At 63.0% G+C, this 14672-nt stretch carries 14 protein-coding genes; 9 read left to right on the top strand and 5 right to left on the bottom strand.

Annotated features, from left to right (window positions below):
* Positions 1-910: 910 nt before the first annotated feature.
* The 3 genes from VH569_RS22845 to VH569_RS22835 all read left to right on the top strand — a co-directional run bounded on the left by VH569_RS22845 (position 911) and on the right by VH569_RS22835 (position 3044).
* Positions 911-1075: a hypothetical protein gene (locus tag VH569_RS22845; RefSeq protein ID WP_423318168.1), complete on the top strand. Its 165-nt coding sequence runs from the start codon at positions 911-913 to the stop codon at positions 1073-1075.
* Positions 1076-1267: 192 nt separating this feature from the next.
* The gene (locus VH569_RS22840; protein WP_423318167.1) at positions 1268-2863 is read left to right on the top strand and encodes an anti-phage dCTP deaminase; all 1596 of its coding nucleotides are present in this window, start codon (positions 1268-1270) and stop codon (positions 2861-2863) included.
* Entirely contained in the window at positions 2853-3044 is a 192-nt protein-coding gene (locus VH569_RS22835; RefSeq protein WP_423318165.1) for a hypothetical protein, read from the top strand. The genes VH569_RS22840 and VH569_RS22835 overlap by 11 nt, the downstream gene beginning before the upstream one ends.
* 134 nt (positions 3045-3178) lie before the next feature.
* Here VH569_RS22835 and VH569_RS22830 read toward each other — a convergent pair whose 3' ends face one another.
* Positions 3179-3724, bottom strand: coding sequence for a hypothetical protein (locus VH569_RS22830; RefSeq protein ID WP_423318163.1), 546 nt, complete (start codon positions 3722-3724; stop codon positions 3179-3181).
* 95 nt (positions 3725-3819) lie between these two features.
* Between VH569_RS22830 and VH569_RS22825 the strand changes: the two genes are divergently transcribed.
* Positions 3820-5109 (top strand): hypothetical protein, encoded by a 1290-nt coding sequence (locus VH569_RS22825; protein WP_423318162.1) that lies wholly within the window; start codon positions 3820-3822, stop codon positions 5107-5109.
* Here the strand turns inward: VH569_RS22825 and VH569_RS22820 are convergent.
* From VH569_RS22820 to VH569_RS22810, 3 genes are all read right to left on the bottom strand, one after another.
* Positions 5064-6899: a hypothetical protein gene (locus VH569_RS22820; protein WP_423318160.1), complete on the bottom strand. Its 1836-nt coding sequence runs from the start codon at positions 6897-6899 to the stop codon at positions 5064-5066. The genes VH569_RS22825 and VH569_RS22820 overlap by 46 nt on opposite strands.
* Before the next feature lie 226 nt (positions 6900-7125).
* Positions 7126-7971, bottom strand: a complete 846-nt coding sequence (locus VH569_RS22815; protein ID WP_423318159.1) for a transporter substrate-binding domain-containing protein — start codon at positions 7969-7971, stop codon at positions 7126-7128.
* A 181-nt stretch (positions 7972-8152) separates the two neighbouring features.
* A complete protein-coding gene (locus tag VH569_RS22810; RefSeq protein WP_423318157.1) occupies positions 8153-8530 on the bottom strand; it encodes a hypothetical protein in 378 nt (125 codons plus the stop codon).
* A 782-nt stretch (positions 8531-9312) separates the two neighbouring features.
* On the opposite strand from VH569_RS22810, the gene VH569_RS22805 reads away from it, so the two are divergent.
* The 5 genes from VH569_RS22805 (at position 9313) to VH569_RS22785 (ending at position 13163) form a co-directional block, all read left to right on the top strand.
* Positions 9313-9681: a hypothetical protein gene (locus VH569_RS22805; RefSeq protein ID WP_423318155.1), complete on the top strand. Its 369-nt coding sequence runs from the start codon at positions 9313-9315 to the stop codon at positions 9679-9681.
* A gap of 118 nt (positions 9682-9799) precedes the next feature.
* Entirely contained in the window at positions 9800-9928 is a 129-nt protein-coding gene (locus VH569_RS22800; RefSeq protein WP_423318154.1) for a hypothetical protein, read from the top strand.
* A gap of 559 nt (positions 9929-10487) precedes the next feature.
* Complete coding sequence (locus tag VH569_RS22795; protein ID WP_423318152.1) at positions 10488-11108, top strand: AAA family ATPase; 621 nt, start codon at positions 10488-10490, stop codon at positions 11106-11108.
* Positions 11109-11132: 24 nt separating this feature from the next.
* On the top strand, positions 11133-11765 hold the full coding sequence (locus VH569_RS22790; protein ID WP_423318150.1) for a ParA family protein: 633 nt from the start codon (positions 11133-11135) through the stop codon (positions 11763-11765).
* Positions 11766-11981: 216 nt separating this feature from the next.
* The gene (locus VH569_RS22785) at positions 11982-13163 is read left to right on the top strand and encodes a hypothetical protein (protein WP_423318148.1); all 1182 of its coding nucleotides are present in this window, start codon (positions 11982-11984) and stop codon (positions 13161-13163) included.
* A gap of 643 nt (positions 13164-13806) precedes the next feature.
* Here VH569_RS22785 and VH569_RS22780 read toward each other — a convergent pair.
* The gene (locus VH569_RS22780) at positions 13807-14649 is read right to left on the bottom strand and encodes a hypothetical protein (RefSeq protein WP_423318147.1); all 843 of its coding nucleotides are present in this window, start codon (positions 14647-14649) and stop codon (positions 13807-13809) included.
* Positions 14650-14672 lie beyond the last annotated feature (23 nt).

Genomic DNA, 14672 nt, shown 5'->3' with positions numbered 1-14672 from the left:
TTGCCAAAAACGACAGCGCCGCTCCAACTTACCGGAGCGGCGCTGTCGTTTTTGGCATTTTTATTAGCTTCCTAAGGGACTTCAGAAGCCATGCGTGTCTTGCATGGTAGATTTATACATTTGTGCCTGGAAAGTTGGCAGCAGAATGGTCAAATTTTGATCGTTGGATGTTGCGACGCAGCATCTGATGTTTCGTCCCGGAGGTCTCCCCTCCGGGGTTGGGTCCTCGGACCCAGCGTCTCCCAGACGTGAAGCCTCCCTGTTCAACTCGCCGCTAATCCAATGGGTTAGCGGCGGTTTTTTTATGTGGGCAGGGTCTGGGGTCTCACCGGGGTCTCAGGATTGCTTCTCTTGGTGGGCTGGGCCTCTCCAGCGCTGCCGGCAGCCCCAGCACGAGCGGGCGCTCGTCTACCTGCTGATCATGATGCCACTCACTGCAGGCCGGGGGCTTGACGGCCTCTTGAACAGCCCAACGCCGCGCCGCAGTTCCAGGCTGCCTGGCTGCCGATCACCTCGGCCCCAACCGGCGCGAGTCACGGCTCCCGCTGCGCCAGGAGGCTTGCCCTCAGCAGCCGGCAGCGGCGGGACCGCAGTGCTCCCGCAGCACCTTGACCGCGCGTCAGCAGCGGCACAGCCGCGCCACCACCGCCAAACCGCAGCGCCTCCGCCGCACATCGACCGCATTCCAGCCGCGGGACAGGAGCGCCCCCCGTAGCGCCCCACAGCGGCGGTACGGGGCGGCATTCAGGGGCGTGCTGGTGGCGGGTTTCGACGTGATCGGGGATGTAGGCGCAATAACGCAAACCGTTAGCAAAACCCAGCACGGATGCCCCCGCGGCGGTCCCATGACGGGCGACATCATGCTGGCGATGCCGACCGGCTGGCGCGAGCGCTTATCACAGCGGCCGACATGACCACACTGGACGAGGTCGAGGTGTGGGCGATCCAACGCGCCCGCTTCGCCCAGGACCCGGGCTTCGCTGGCATCATCGATGGCTCCCTACGCGCCTTGGTCATCGACTCGGGCGCCACCCCTAAGACCGCCCTCATTGATCAGGTACGCGGGTGGCGTTGACGCGCTAGCCGTTGTGCCGCCTCCACTCCAAACAAATAGCGCTTCCGGTCACAGCCGAAGCAATTTGGCTGCCATCTTGGCAGCCTCGACATTCTACCGGCAGCTTCATGATCCCTTAACCGCTCCTGACGATTGTTCGGTATCTCTGCCATTTCGCGGAGATCTATATAAATTTGTTCATGCGGGGTCATCATGGCCGAAGCTGTCGCGCCGACGCTTTTTCAAGTCGTTGAGCAAAAGGTCGTTGAGCAGGATGAAGATTTCGCCACGCTGGACAAGCGTTATACCGACGAACTCGTCATTGCATTTGTTGGTCCAGTTGGATCTGGCGTCACCACAACAGCTGCACTGCTCAAGGAGATATTCGAGCGGGTATTCAGTTACACCACAACCTACATTCGGGTTAGTGAACTAATTCAAGAATCAGCCCCGGTAGTCGGAGAACGATATACAGTCGGCCTTGCTGGTGAACAACGAATTGAGCGCCTTCAAACTATTGGCACCAAACTGCGGGAACAGATTTCCGAAGCATTCTTGGCAGAGAAATGCGTCGAAAAGATTGCCATCGACCGACGCGAGCGCGGAGGGTACGAGCAACATGGTGACACTCTCGTTCCTGTACCGCGCCGGCACGTTCATATCATCGACTCGCTCAAAAATCCGGCTGAGGTGAAACTGCTTCGCGAGGTCTACGGAGAAACATTCTGGTTGTTTGGGGTCTTTGCTCCCCCCGAAGTCCGTGAAGCTCGGCTAACAGCGCAGGGGTTGAACCCTGTGAAGTTGAAGCTTTTGCTCAGCACTGACGAAGAGGAAGGGGTGGAACATGGACAAAAAGTCCGTGACACCATTGAACAGGCTGATTTCTTTGTCCGCAATGACCGGGAAAATGACGACCGCCTGAAAGTCGTACTCAACCGTTACCTGTCTATTTTGTTCAGCTTGGGCGTCCAGACGCCCACGCAAGATGAAATGGCGATGTATACGGCAGCCAGTGCCGCTACTTCCTCGGCTTGCCTCTCCCGGCAAGTTGGGGCCGCAATCTACACAAATGCAGGCGAGTTGATCGGCAAGGGCTCCAATGACGTCCCGCGCAGAGGTGGCGGTTTGTACACCGTAGAGGCTGGAGATGATGATCATCGGTGTTACAAGTGGGCTGGACATATCTGTCACAATGATGCCCACAAGTCGAAGCTATACCAAGATATCTATACCTCGTTGAAGGACAACAAGGTACTCCGTGCGGCGGCAGGCGCCGAAGCCGTCATGAAGGCTCTGCGCCAAACAGATATCCGTGGGCTGATTGAGTTTTCCCGCGCAAACCATGCGGAGATGGAAGCAATTCTCTCAGTAGCGCGTGGTCACAAGGCTGGCATTGTAGGGGCTACACTCTACTGCACCACATTCCCTTGTCATGCATGTGCCCGCTTGATCGTCGGAAGTGGGATTGCCCGTGTGATCTACATTGAGCCGTATCCTAAAAGCCTAGCCCTCACGCTGCACAAGGACGCCATTTCGGTCAACGAGGACAAGAGGGAATCCCACGTTCTTTTCCTCCAATACGAAGGGGTGGCGCCGAAGAACGTTGTTAGACTCTTTAAACAGCACGGGAAGCGAAAACAGGACGGTAAGGCGGTCACACGGCGACCAGAAACCAGCTCGCCGATATGCAGGACGCAGCTTGACGGATTCCCAGTTAGGGAGCAAATTGTCCTCAAACGCGTTGGGCAGATCGAAGCAAAAGCCAAGGCCGCCCCAACTACTGTTCGGGAGAAATCAAATGGAACATGAACGCCAATTGGGTTTTGTGTTCCTCCAACATGAAGTAGATGGTTATTTCGGAAAGGGTACCCCCGAAGGCGAAAATAGCCAGAATGTCGTTACTTTCGTTCAAGTGAAAGCAGAACGTGTTAAGGCTGAGCTAGTTCAACAGCTCGACCGCAGCGGCGTTCTTGCCGTAGGTCGCCGTTGAAAGTGCATTTTGCACTGCACCAATAGCGAAAAGACCTAACCTGAACTCCCATGTTGAACATATGAACGCCACCATGCTGTCACGTGGTGGCGTTCACGTTTCCTCTTGGATGTCGATCTTCAGCCCAGCAGTTTTCAGCCGGATTGCCGTTCCATTTGCCTCGCTACCTGAAGGCAGAGCCTCCATGTAGGCTGGAACCCTGGCGCGCTCCGGGCGATCTCGTCTAGCAGCGCCAGCACCTCGGCGAGCGGCGCCCCTGGCTCGCTGATCGTGCCGTCCGGCCCCCACATGGCGGCGATGATGTCGAGTCGCGCCAGGACGTCGGCGGTACCGGCGACGGGCCGGGCCTGGATCTCAGCGGCAAGACGCCGCGCCTCCTGCTCCAGCCCGCGGATGCGCCATTCCGAGGCGCTCGGCGCCTCAAGTGCTGACCGGGCGCCGTTCAGCTGTGCGACCTTGGCGGCGATCATCCTCCGGAACCGCTGGGCGGCTTCGTCGCTGATAGCGGTCCAGCCCGGCGCTGGCGTGGCCTCCAACTGGGCAGGATCGGCGTGGCGCTGACGCCCGACCAGCACCGCCGGGGCAGCTTGTTTGCGGTGTTGTCGCTCCTGCTCGGCCAGCAGCCCGGCCAACTCGATCCGGACCGCGTTCCACCGACGCCATGCCGCGCTGGCGATCATGGGAACGGCCTCCCATCGTGGGACCGTGGGACGGGCGACCGGTTGCCATGGTGTGACTCCTTCGCATTCGAACACTTCGGGAGCGAGGAACGGGCATGGCTGAACGGCGGTTGGTGGAGACGATGCCTCTGCAGGGGAGCCCACACGGGCCGGTGCTGCGCGCTGTGCGCGACGCCCTGTGCGCGGCTGGGCTGGCGAACGGCGTCACGCTGGTGCTGGTCGAGGAATGGGAGGCGCTGGCGGAGCTGAACGCCCGGCACCGCGGCGGCTGGTTCCCGCTCCTCCCCCGGCCGGCAGCGGCGGCGTCCTTCTGGGTGGCAGCGGTCGATGCCGACGGCGAGTTCGTCGCCACCCACGGCGTGGTGCTGCTCGACTGCTCGGCGGCCAGCTTCGGCGCGCGGGTCGGGGACCTGACGGCGTTCCATGATCCTGGTGCTGCTCCGGTGGGGGAGTTCGGGTTCTGCGCCTCGGCGGCAGCGTACGAGACGCGCGGGGCGGTGGCCTGGATCGTCGCCGGCTGGAACCGGCCGGACTGGCGCGGACGGGGACTGTTCCACCTGCTGGGCGCCGTGGCGCGTCTGGTGGCGCTGGACCGCTGGTCGCCGCGTTGGGTGGTCGGGCTGGTCGATCCGGAGACGGTGCCGGTGTGGATGCGCCGCTGCGCCGGGCGGGCGCTGTTGGAGCCCCTGCCCGCGGTGCTCTACCAGCAGGCGGGCGTCGGGCGGCTGCCGCTCCACTTCATGCGGTGGAGCCGGCCGGCGGTGCTGCTCGACCTTCAAGAGGCCGCCAGGAAGGATACCCTGGAAACGGGGACCCTTCGCCCGGTCTGGTCAATGCAGGGTCTGGACGTCTACGGCGGACAGCACGGCGCGGCGGCCCCGATCCTCCCACCCATAGAGGGCGTGGGTGTAGACGAAGGGCCGGCCGACACCGGAGACGGTCACCCGGTTGAAGACCGCCTCGCCGGCGCCGATGCTCTCGGCATACTGCGCCCCGACGCTGTGCGCGAACTCGACATGCGGATCCGCTTCGTCGGGCTGGTTGATGACGGCCCGTCCCCAAGCGCGCCCGAGAACCGACAGGGTCGGGACGCCAAGGTGACGGAAGCACAACGGATCGGCCGGCCCGGTGCTGGACAGGAAGGTGCAGCGGTCCATGAGCCCGGCGCGCTTCAGGAAGGCGGGCAAGGAGGGCGTCAACACGCGCTGGCGCCGGCACTCCGCCACGATGGTGCGCTGCCAGTCCGTCGCCTCGGCCAGCGTCAGCCGGACGATGGTGGTTTCCGGCCGGACGGCGGGGCGCAGGGCGCCCCGGTCATGGGTGGGGAAGATCAGGATGGTCACGCCGCCCGCTCCAGCTTCAGAGCCTCCACCGCGGCGGCATAGGCCACCTGGAACTGCGCCGGGGTGATGCCGGCGGCGCTGGCTCCGGCGTCGACCATGCGGCCGGTCGGCTCCTGCGGCAGGGCCAGCGTGGCGGGCGCCTCGGCCTCGAAGGCGGCGACCGTGTCGGCGAAGGCGTCGGCGTCCTGGCGCTGGTCGTTGGCCGCCGGGACGCGGGCATCCGGCGTGGCGTTGGCCAGGTTGCGCAGGCACTTCGCCACGCGCCACAGGGCCGCGACGGATTCCCGCTCGTTGTCCGCGGGGAGCGTGCCGTCGACGAACCATGCGCGGACCTGGGTCTCGTCGATGCCGAAGAAGAGGATCAGGGCGCGCAGGGCAAAGCGGCTCAGGATCTCCAGGTCGTGAATGGTGGTCACTGGCGCGGCCAGAATGCGGCCGGCTGCGTCGGCGGAGCGCTCGGCGATGGCGTCGTAAGCGCCATTCTCTAGTGCCTCCGGGGGAAGCGTCTCCACCTGGGCGTCAAGGGCGACCAGCTCGTTCCAAGCCTGCCTCAGTTCTTCGCTGGGCGAAGGTACGGCGACGCGGGTCTTTCCCAGCAGCTTCACCCGGTTCACGATGGTGTGGATTGCCAGGGTGTGCGGATTGTCGGAATTGAAGGGCGGGTTGAAAGCAATATCTGGCGGACTTCCCGCCACCCCTGCATGCTGCAGGTGGAGCATGGTGTATATCTGGGCTGCCAGCCCTTCCATGGTGGCGGGCGTGGGCTTAACCACCCTCAGGGCTAGGGCGTCCACCTCTCTGCACATGGCGGCAAAGGTGTCATCGTCGGGGCCGTTCTGGCGCGCGACCAGTTCAACGACATCCCATTTCCACTGCTCGAAGGCTGAAAAAATCTCGGCGTCGGCAAGGTGGTGCGCGTGAGCCTCAATCCCTCGGGGGGATGGATTGACGTGCGTTTCCTGCGGGGCATTTCCTGCACCCTGCCGGCCGATCCGCTTGATACGCTCGACAAGAGCCTGTACCGCCGCACCGTCGGCGTGATCGGCGTCGGACTGCGCCAAGAAGTCGATCTCCAGATGGTCGAGCGCCGCGCCGCCGTGCTCCAGGTGCAGCATGAGATAGACCTGGGCGGCCAGCCCTTCCCGAGTCGCCGGTTCGTAGGACATAACATTGAGGGCGGCTTCGTCGGCTTGATCCGACAAGCGCCGGACGTCTTCGTCAGCCTTCGCTGCGCAGCAGTCTCGCACCAGATCGGCCCAATGCTTGAAGGCGGCGAAGATCTCAGCGTCGGCGCTGGCTGCGGCGATGATCTGGGGGCGCAGGCGCTCGACGTCCTCCTCCAGGAGCCGCATCTCGTCGTCATCTTGCTCCAGCGCGCGGATGCCCAAATCTGGGCACATGAGCCGTTCCACCTTGGCGAAAAGGTCGCCGAAGGTCTGAGCCGGCGCGGAGAGAATGGCTTCCTCCAGCCGCCCCCATTCCCTCACTTGCTTTTTTTGCGCGTCCTCGTCCTCCTCCGGAATGGCGGAATAGGCGTCCAGCAGCGCGCGCGTCTGGTCGGCTGCTTCCCGGAAGGTCATCCCCAGCGCGGGAATGGTGGTCGTCGCCAGCAGCGACGCGCGGAAGGGGTCGGGGTTACGTTCGGTGGAAGTCGAGGCTTTCGGGTCCATAGCTTGATCTCCGGGCGCGAGGAGCCCTGCGAACGTCGCTGCTGCCGCAGCCGTACCGTCCGGGAGCGCATCGCTCGTCGTGGTTCGGGGCGCCTCTGCCTCCAGCAGCCCGGCATAGGGAGCCGACAGGGTGCGGGGCATGGCGAGATGGGTGTCGGGCATAGATGCCTCCATGGTTGAGCGATGCAGGAAAGCGCTTGGCCGGGGTGTAAATGCCGGTGCGCTTGCCGAATAAAACCGCTGAACACAGAGGCGCGTTGAGATCCTAAATGGTACGTTTACTGAAAGGACTTCTCCCTGATGCCTGTTGAGAACTTGCTAACTGCCTGATGGATTGCCGACCGCACTCGGCCATTCCATCGAAGAGTGAAGGAACGGCGGACAGCACCTATTTTGCCGACAGGTCGGCGCCGAACCAGCGGCCGGACAGGCGCGCTGTGGTGCCGTCCTCGGCGGCGCTGGCAATGGCCTGGGTGAAGCGGGCGGACAGCTGGTCGCCCTTCCGCACGGCGACAGCCACGCCGCCGCCCAGCACACCGCCGCTGAAGGCGGGACCGACCGGGACCAGATCCCCGCCGGCGGCGCGCAAGGCGTCGATCGACGTCCGGGCCGTCAGCATCGCGTCGACGCGGCCGGCGGAGAGGTCCAGGGCCGCGGCGTCCACCGTCTCGTAGAAGCGCAGCCGGACGCCGGGGAACAGCGCCTCGAGCATGTGGGCGTGGATGGTCGAGGCCTGCACGGCGATCACCTTCCCGTCCAGGGCGCGGGCGGCGCTGCTGGCGATGTTCCGGCCGGCTTCCGTCGAAAGGTCGGCGCGGTCCAGGTCGGGCATGGAGTCGGCCAGCGTCGAGCCCGGCCGCACCGCGAAGACGGCGGGGTCGGCGGCATAGGCGCGACTAAAGTCCACAGCCCCGGCCCGCTCGGCGGTGACGGTCACGCCGGCCATGACGGCGTCATATCGGCCCTGCTGCAGGCCGGGCAGGATGCCGGTCCAGTCCTGGGCGACGATGGTGCAGCGGACCCGCATCCGGCGGCACAGGTCGTTGGCCAAGTCGACTTCGAACCCGACCAGCTTGCCGTCGGCCGTGGTGGCGTTCCACGGGGCGAAGGCGCCCTCGGTGGCGATGCGCAGCACCGGAGCCGGCTCCGGCTGCTGGCTGGCGAAGGATGCGGCGCCAGCGGCGATGGTGGCGACAACAGCCGCGGCGGTGGCGAACAGGGCGAGGCGGCTCATGTGGGATCCTCCAGGCAAGGCGGGAGCGTTCGCGCCGAACGGCGCGTTGCGCGGTAGTGGGGTGGATGGTGGAAACTGGTCGCCCTGGATCAGGCGAGGTTAAGCGGTGCTTGGCGGTGCGGGAACCGATTACCGCTGCGAAATTCTGAGAGTCCCGCCCAGGCTCGCAGCCGGCGGCCGGTCAATGGCAGGCGGTGTATTTCACGGAGCCGTAGCCGCCGCCGTACATCTTGCAGCCGAAGCGGCGCTCGGCGCGGGCCGCGGCGGCGTTGAGCTGACGACTCAGCCCGTTGTTCGCCCTCGCGATGGCGGCGGCGTCCTGGGCGTCCCAATGCGGCTGGGCGCGGGCACGGGCCTCCAGCAGTGCCGCCCGGTCGGCGGCGACCTTCTCAGCCGTCTGGCGGGCGTACATCGCCTCCAGCGCGGCGCGGTTGCGCATCTCCTTCCAGGCGAGCTTCAGGGCATAGGCGAACTCCCGGCGCGGGCTGGTCTTGTTGAACAGCGACATGCTGCGGGCGGTGGACCATGCGAGGCGGAACAGTTTGGCTCGGCAGATCATGGGAGCCTCAAGGATTGTGTTCAGGTCTTATGTGACATAAAATCGTTCACCGCTGACCGAATGTCAACGGAAAATCGTTCACAATTGACCGGATTTCGTTCACATGCTTACAGGCGCGCAAATCCGTATGGCCCGCGGCTATCTCAGGTGGTCCGTTGAGAAACTGGCGAAGGAAGCTCGAGTGGGGATCTCGACAGTCCAGAGAATGGAAAAGGTCGACGGGGTTCCAGCGGCATCGGCCCAGAACCTTGCGGCGATTGAGACCGTGCTTCGCCCGCTTGTACGGTTCACCGAAGACGGTTGCGTCTGCCCGCCGAAGGCAGATGCAGAGCCGACCGAATAAGGCCCGCTCTTCCTCGATCCTGGTCGACGCAGCCAACCCGTAGATCTTCACCCTCACCGTGATGCTCGATGCCAGCGGTTTGAGGCTGACGGCTACATCAGCCGGGCCGCGTCGATGGCAAGCCGCATGTACACTTGCGCAAAGGTGTTATCTAAGCCTCGACAGCCGACGATTACCACCTCATGCTGCCCCGGTTGCGCTGATCCGCTGCGGCTCGCGCTTCACAATGGGGGATGGGATGAGGGGCGCTTGGATGGTTTGGTTGGCTGCGGTTGCCCTCTCTGGCTGCGCAGGGACTCCCACCACCAATCAGGTCACTCGGTATTGCGCCGCAAAGGATGGGTTCCCGTTCGAAACTCAGTCAGCGAGCTGCGCACCGCTGGCGCAGGAAGTGAGTTACAGCGAATACCGTTCCTTGAAGGATCGGCGTGAGAAAGGAATGCGCGAGCCCGGCACTTTAGACGCATCGAAGCCAGTCGCAGTCGGCTGGGCTGCCAAGAAGATCCCGGTTAGCGCCGCGCTCCAGGCGGCCGCCGAAGAGGCGGTAAGAAGCTCTCTGAAGGACCCGGAGTCTGCGCGGTTTAAGCCGCCATTCATGGCGTTCAGGGATGAAAAGGGAGACATAGCGGTTTGTGGGCATGCAAACGCTAAGAACTCCTATGGCGGATATGTTGGGTTTGAGCCGTTCCGGGCATTCATCGCAGAGCGCAAGGGCGGATACTTCGCGGCCGGCGCGGTGTTCGGCGGCGGCCAATATCCGCAGATATTCTATGATCTGCACCCCATGTGCGACGCCCGGAACTGGTGACGGTCAGTAAGCTGCTGGGCGTCGCAAATTGGCCAGCGAAGGCAAAGAAGCAATAGCTACGTTGCAAGCAGAAGTAATGACGTGACATTTTCCGCTGAAGACATTGAAAATCCGCGCCATGCGCGCCGAACAGCCTGCCCAGACCAGCGCCATCGCCAATGCGATCACTGCGACGAAGCAGCAGGCTCCGCAGGTGATCCTGGTGCCGACCCCGCAGGTTCAGCAACCCGCCGCCCCTCAGCAGTGACCAGTCCGCGATAGCACGACAGCCCGTCCGCCACCCGGCCGACGGCCTTCTCCAACCTTGGCCACATCTCCCCATCGATAGAGTGTAGCGTCGGCGCTGGTCCAAAACCTCGTCTGTCTTCCACAAAGCTCAGCGGATCACTATTTTGAGGGTAGGCGGCATTGACCGCCGGCGACAGTGTGTCACGCCTTCAGGCACCGATAATCGCGCATCGCAACGGAAGGCTCCCAGCGCCTGTAATGCGCTTTGATGGAGCACCGCGCGATGTCCAGCGAAGATTTCCTTCAGCTTCAACCCACTACTCCGGAAGGCCAGCGTCGCCGCAGCCGAGCGCTTTCGGCCGTCGGCTTGCTCGAGTACTTGGGGGTGCCGGTTCACCGTTGGCTAGCAGACGCGCAACGCTTAAAGCTATATGCTGCCGCACCAGAAGCCGCAAAATGACCTGGGTGAAAGAGCGCGCGCGACGTTAGGACACGCTCTATCGTTGCTGCTCGGAATCTCACCTTGATCAAGCTCTCTTGTCAGCACAGCGTCGCTGGATCAGGGAGGTTTGGCGACCATGACGATCATCGCATTCGCGTCCGGAAAGGGCGGCGTCAGCAAGACCACGCTGGCCGCGTCACTCGCCTCCTATTGGGCGCGGGAAGGGCGAAGCGTCGCTTGCGTCGATGCGGATCCGAACGCCCACCTCGCGCGCTGGATCGGCCGCATGGCGATCGACGGCTTGACTTGCGAGATGGCCGACAAGAACACTGCGATCGGCATGGTGCACGGGCTAGCGGATCAGCATGAAATGGTGGTCGTTGACGCTGCTCGCATGCAATGGTTCGGGCTGACCGAGATTGCCAAGGCGGCTGATCTGATCGTCATTCCAAGCATGACCAGCGACGGCGACACGGCAGAGGTGGCCCGCACCTATCACGCCGTCGACGATCTCGGACAAGCCGGGAAGGCCGTAGCCATTCTCACCCAGGCCGATCCGCGAACGGTGGTGGCGCAGCACGCCCGAGCGCAGATCGTCACCGACGGTGTGCCGCTGCTGAAGCCGGTTATGACAACGCGGGTGGCCTATCAGGAGGCGTGGGTTCGCGGGATTGCGCCGATCGACATGCGTAGCGATGCGCTGGCGATCGACATCGCCGCCATCGGCAGGGCCTTGAACTCGATGGCTACAAGGTGATCCACCCTAATAACGCGCTACTGGATGGATTTGACGATCATGACAATCATTGCGATCGCCACATCAAAGGGTGGGACCGGTAAGACCATGCTTGCGGCCGGACTAGCAGCCTTCTGGGCAACCGCTGGTAAGCGCGTCCTGGCGCTGGATACCGACCCCAACCGTCACCTTTTTGACCAGCTGGAGGGCTCTGGCATCGACTGCCGGCCGGTGGCCGAAGACGCGATCCTGGCGGAAGCGACGCGTGGCCGCGAAGCTGCAGACGTGGTTCTGGTCGACGTCGCCGGCCTACTGGCGAAGGGCATGGTCTATGCCGCCGCGGCCGCCGACGTGGTGCTGATCCCTTGCCGGCCTGACCGGGCGGATATCGGCGAGGCCGCGCGGACTCAGGACGTGGTGCGGAACGCAGAGGCGATGTCGCGGCGACCGATCCCGCACGCCGCCATCCTGACCCAGGTAAACCCGCGCACCCAGGTGCTGGCCGTGGCGCGCGACGAACTGGACCGGCTGGAGATCCCGCGATTGCCGGCGGAGATGCCTATGCGGGTCGCTTACGCTGAGGCGAATTTTACAGGGAGACATCTCGACAGTTCAGCGATCTACGCTGATCTGAGGGAAATCTCCGAAGCTATCATGCTGACGGTCGCCCATCGGTGATTGTCGCGCCATGAAGCGAAGACTGGACAGAAGCTGGTTACCGCGAGCATTCTTTTCTGGTTGCGTAGAACGGCTTACGTTCGCGCTTGGGTGGGGACGTGGATGGTGTTGATGTTGTCTGCGTGCCCACGCTGTTTACCGCGCGTCACAGAGTCCACAAGGATGGCGAGTGACAATTAATAGATCAGCGCGTCCAAGAAGATCAGGGGAAAGTTCATGGCTCGCTTAGTTTCCAGCGGATCGTCGGCGTTAAGCACGGACAATATCAACCTGTCGACCTTGCTTTATGGATCAATAACCGCGGCCAATAGCAGTTTTATTTCCGTAAGCTACGGATCGGGAACAGCTGAGTTCTATGGCAGCTTCAGCTACGATGCCAGCGGCCGGAACATCGACGGAGGCACGCTGAATGCCGTCCGCGAATTCGCCAACAGTTCATTGATCTACACACTTGACGGGATAAGCGTCCCTGCAACCGTGTTTGTTGGTTGGGTCAATAACGGCCAGACCGCGACCGCTCGCTCCACCATCCTGGCCGGTTCGGATACGCTCTATGGGTCCGACTATGGCGACACGTTGCGAGGCTATGCGGGGAATGACACCATCTATGGAGGAGGAGGGAACGATCTCCTTGATGGCGGTGCTGGAGTAAATTTCATCGACGGCGGCACCGGCGATACGGACATGGTGGCCCGCGGCTCATCTCGCTCGTCGAGCACGGTCGTCAGCTATGGCGGCAGCATCTATGTCGGGGATTCTGCCGGCTATGATCAACTCGTCAATGTTGAGTACATCAGGTTTACGGATCAGACCCTCTCTGTTTCTGTCGCTCCAGCTTTCGACCCTCTGTCCTATTTGGCAGCGAACCCGGATGTTGCTTCTGTGTTGGGAGCCAATCCAGGGGCAGCGCTGAGCCATTATCTGACCGTTGGTGGGCGCGAACGCAGATCGACGACTTTCAATGTTGACGGCTACTTGGCCGCAAATCCTGATCTTGCCGCCGCCTTCGGGGCGAACACGGCGGCTGCCACTCAGCACTACATTACGGCAGGGCGTCTGGAGGGGCGGAGCACGTCCTTCAATGTGATGAGCTACATCGCTGCAAACCCGGACCTGATCGCGACGTTTGGCAGCAACACCACCGCGGCCGCTCTCCATTACGCGACTGCCGGGCGCCTGGAAGGGCGGTCGACCACCTTCAATGCTGCGGCCTATCTGGCGCGTAATCCGGATGTGCAGCGGGCGCTTGGGTCCAGCGAACTGGCGGCGGCAACCCATTACGTCACGAACGGCTACCGTGAGGGTCGGTCGGCGGCCCCGCTTACCACAACGAGCACGCGCACTGGGATGGAGCTTGAGCCGGCTCAGCAGAGCGCAGCCCTCGCAGCGACTTGGTAATGTAGGCCGCGGCAAAGGTGGGGGCCGCGCCGGGCCTCAGCCGGAGCGCCTGTTGCAACCTCTGTGACAGGCTCTGTTGGATAGCGGCTGCGCGGCGTCTGCTTTTGCCCCATCCTGGGCAATTCTCAGGTTGAGGGCTTCCTTCCGCCGAAGGGATTACGATTTCAGCAACCCCTTGGGCAGGGCGCGAAGGTGCGGCCATTTCGGCCATACCTTGGGCGCTCAAACCCCTCCCCCGCGATTCGCCATCCTCGGAAAACCCGAGACTGATCTTCAGGCTTTCGCGGCGCTCCGGCGGCGGCCTCCAAGGAGCCTGCGAAATACAGGCGCCTCCAGTTGACGCCCCGTCCCCAGCCAAGGCATCAAGGAAACCCTGATACCTTCGGCCGGCGCCCGTCCTCAGCAAAGGTATGGTGGAAATCACCATACCTTCTGCCGGCTGCGTGCAGTCGATGGCTGCGCTCCCCCTGTCCAAGCAGGAAAGGTGCCCGGTGCTGCCGGCCTGCATCACGAATATGGTGATGCAGATGCCCAGCGACGCCGCGAGACGCAGGTGCGGTTGCGGCGGGAAACCGCCACCCTCAACGCCAAGTTCGGCAGGCCCTAATGGAAAGGGGAGCGGGCAAATAACGCCCGCCCTATCCTACGGGGTTCCAGTGGGCGGAGGGGCTACCGCACGCAGCACGGCTTGGCCAAGAGGAGTCAATCGGGCAGGATCCAAGTGTGGATGACGATCGGCGCCATCACCCAGGACGCCTCCATCGCTTCCTGGCTCTAGCAATTCGCTGGTGCGTAGCTGGCGCACAGTGCGATCGATGTAGGGGTAAGCGATGTAGTGCGTTGTCAATGCACCCAACCGGAACCCGTCCGCCGCGACCTCAATGTCCGGAGCGGCCGCAATGGCTGCCTCCTCCTCTGAGGTCAGCTTGCCGCTCCAGTACCGATCATAGATCAACAGCACACGCAGTTGTAGCGGCGTCAGCGTACGGACCGCCCGAGCTACCTCCTGAGCTACCAGGGCCTTCGAGTCCTCCATACCCAGATTCAGCGCTGCATTGCGCAACGCTTCAAGAAATGCGTCATCTTCCTCACCGGCGGCGATGAGAACCATCGTGTGCTCCGCCGTGCTGCGGTACAGGGAGGAGTGCGTAAGACGGTCTTCCAAGTCGGAGACAGACGCCTTGAGATGTTCCACTTGTCCAGCAAGTAAGCGTAGGAAGTCGGTCATCTGCTTTTTCGACGCAAACGCTACAAGCTTGTCGCCGATGTCGAAGGCAAGCGCCGCCAGGGGGATTGTCGACAAACAGGCCTTAGCCATCACATGGGCAACATCACGCAACAGGCCGGCCTCGGCGCCAGCTGGCACCAGAGCGGTCAGCGCGGCGGAAGGTGCCGAAAGTTGTGGATCATTCCCTTCGGCGACGGGACCAGGATTGGCCGGAACGAGGGCCGTGGAGTTTGCTGGGGCGGGCTGTTGGTCGCTCATAAAATACTCCAGTTGCCTGTCTT

This window comes from Azospirillum sp. 11R-A (assembly GCF_049472615.1).
Classification (GTDB): Bacteria; Pseudomonadota; Alphaproteobacteria; order Azospirillales; family Azospirillaceae; genus Azospirillum; species Azospirillum palustre.
The sequence above is the reverse complement of the archived record's forward strand: the minus strand, read 5'-3'. Positions and strand labels throughout refer to the sequence as shown.

What these genes read in the sequence shown, in the direction of transcription:
- VH569_RS22835 (WP_423318165.1), top strand. Translation starts at nt 2,853, where the DNA reads ATGGAACATGAACGCCAATTGGGTTTTGTGTTCCTCCAACATGAAGTA.
- VH569_RS22845 (WP_423318168.1), top strand. Translation starts at nt 911, where the DNA reads ATGACCACACTGGACGAGGTCGAGGTGTGGGCGATCCAACGCGCCCGC.
- VH569_RS22795 (WP_423318152.1), top strand. Translation starts at nt 10,488, where the DNA reads ATGACGATCATCGCATTCGCGTCCGGAAAGGGCGGCGTCAGCAAGACC.
- VH569_RS22815 (WP_423318159.1), bottom strand. Translation starts at nt 7,971, where the DNA reads ATGAGCCGCCTCGCCCTGTTCGCCACCGCCGCGGCTGTTGTCGCCACC.
- VH569_RS22790 (WP_423318150.1), top strand. Translation starts at nt 11,133, where the DNA reads ATGGATTTGACGATCATGACAATCATTGCGATCGCCACATCAAAGGGT.
- VH569_RS22810 (WP_423318157.1), bottom strand. Translation starts at nt 8,530, where the DNA reads ATGATCTGCCGAGCCAAACTGTTCCGCCTCGCATGGTCCACCGCCCGC.
- VH569_RS22800 (WP_423318154.1), top strand. Translation starts at nt 9,800, where the DNA reads ATGCGCGCCGAACAGCCTGCCCAGACCAGCGCCATCGCCAATGCGATC.
- VH569_RS22830 (WP_423318163.1), bottom strand. Translation starts at nt 3,724, where the DNA reads ATGATCGCCAGCGCGGCATGGCGTCGGTGGAACGCGGTCCGGATCGAG.
- VH569_RS22805 (WP_423318155.1), top strand. Translation starts at nt 9,313, where the DNA reads ATGCGCGAGCCCGGCACTTTAGACGCATCGAAGCCAGTCGCAGTCGGC.
- VH569_RS22840 (WP_423318167.1), top strand. Translation starts at nt 1,268, where the DNA reads ATGGCCGAAGCTGTCGCGCCGACGCTTTTTCAAGTCGTTGAGCAAAAG.
- VH569_RS22780 (WP_423318147.1), bottom strand. Translation starts at nt 14,649, where the DNA reads ATGAGCGACCAACAGCCCGCCCCAGCAAACTCCACGGCCCTCGTTCCG.
- VH569_RS22825 (WP_423318162.1), top strand. Translation starts at nt 3,820, where the DNA reads ATGGCTGAACGGCGGTTGGTGGAGACGATGCCTCTGCAGGGGAGCCCA.
- VH569_RS22820 (WP_423318160.1), bottom strand. Translation starts at nt 6,899, where the DNA reads ATGCCCGACACCCATCTCGCCATGCCCCGCACCCTGTCGGCTCCCTAT.
- VH569_RS22785 (WP_423318148.1), top strand. Translation starts at nt 11,982, where the DNA reads ATGGCTCGCTTAGTTTCCAGCGGATCGTCGGCGTTAAGCACGGACAAT.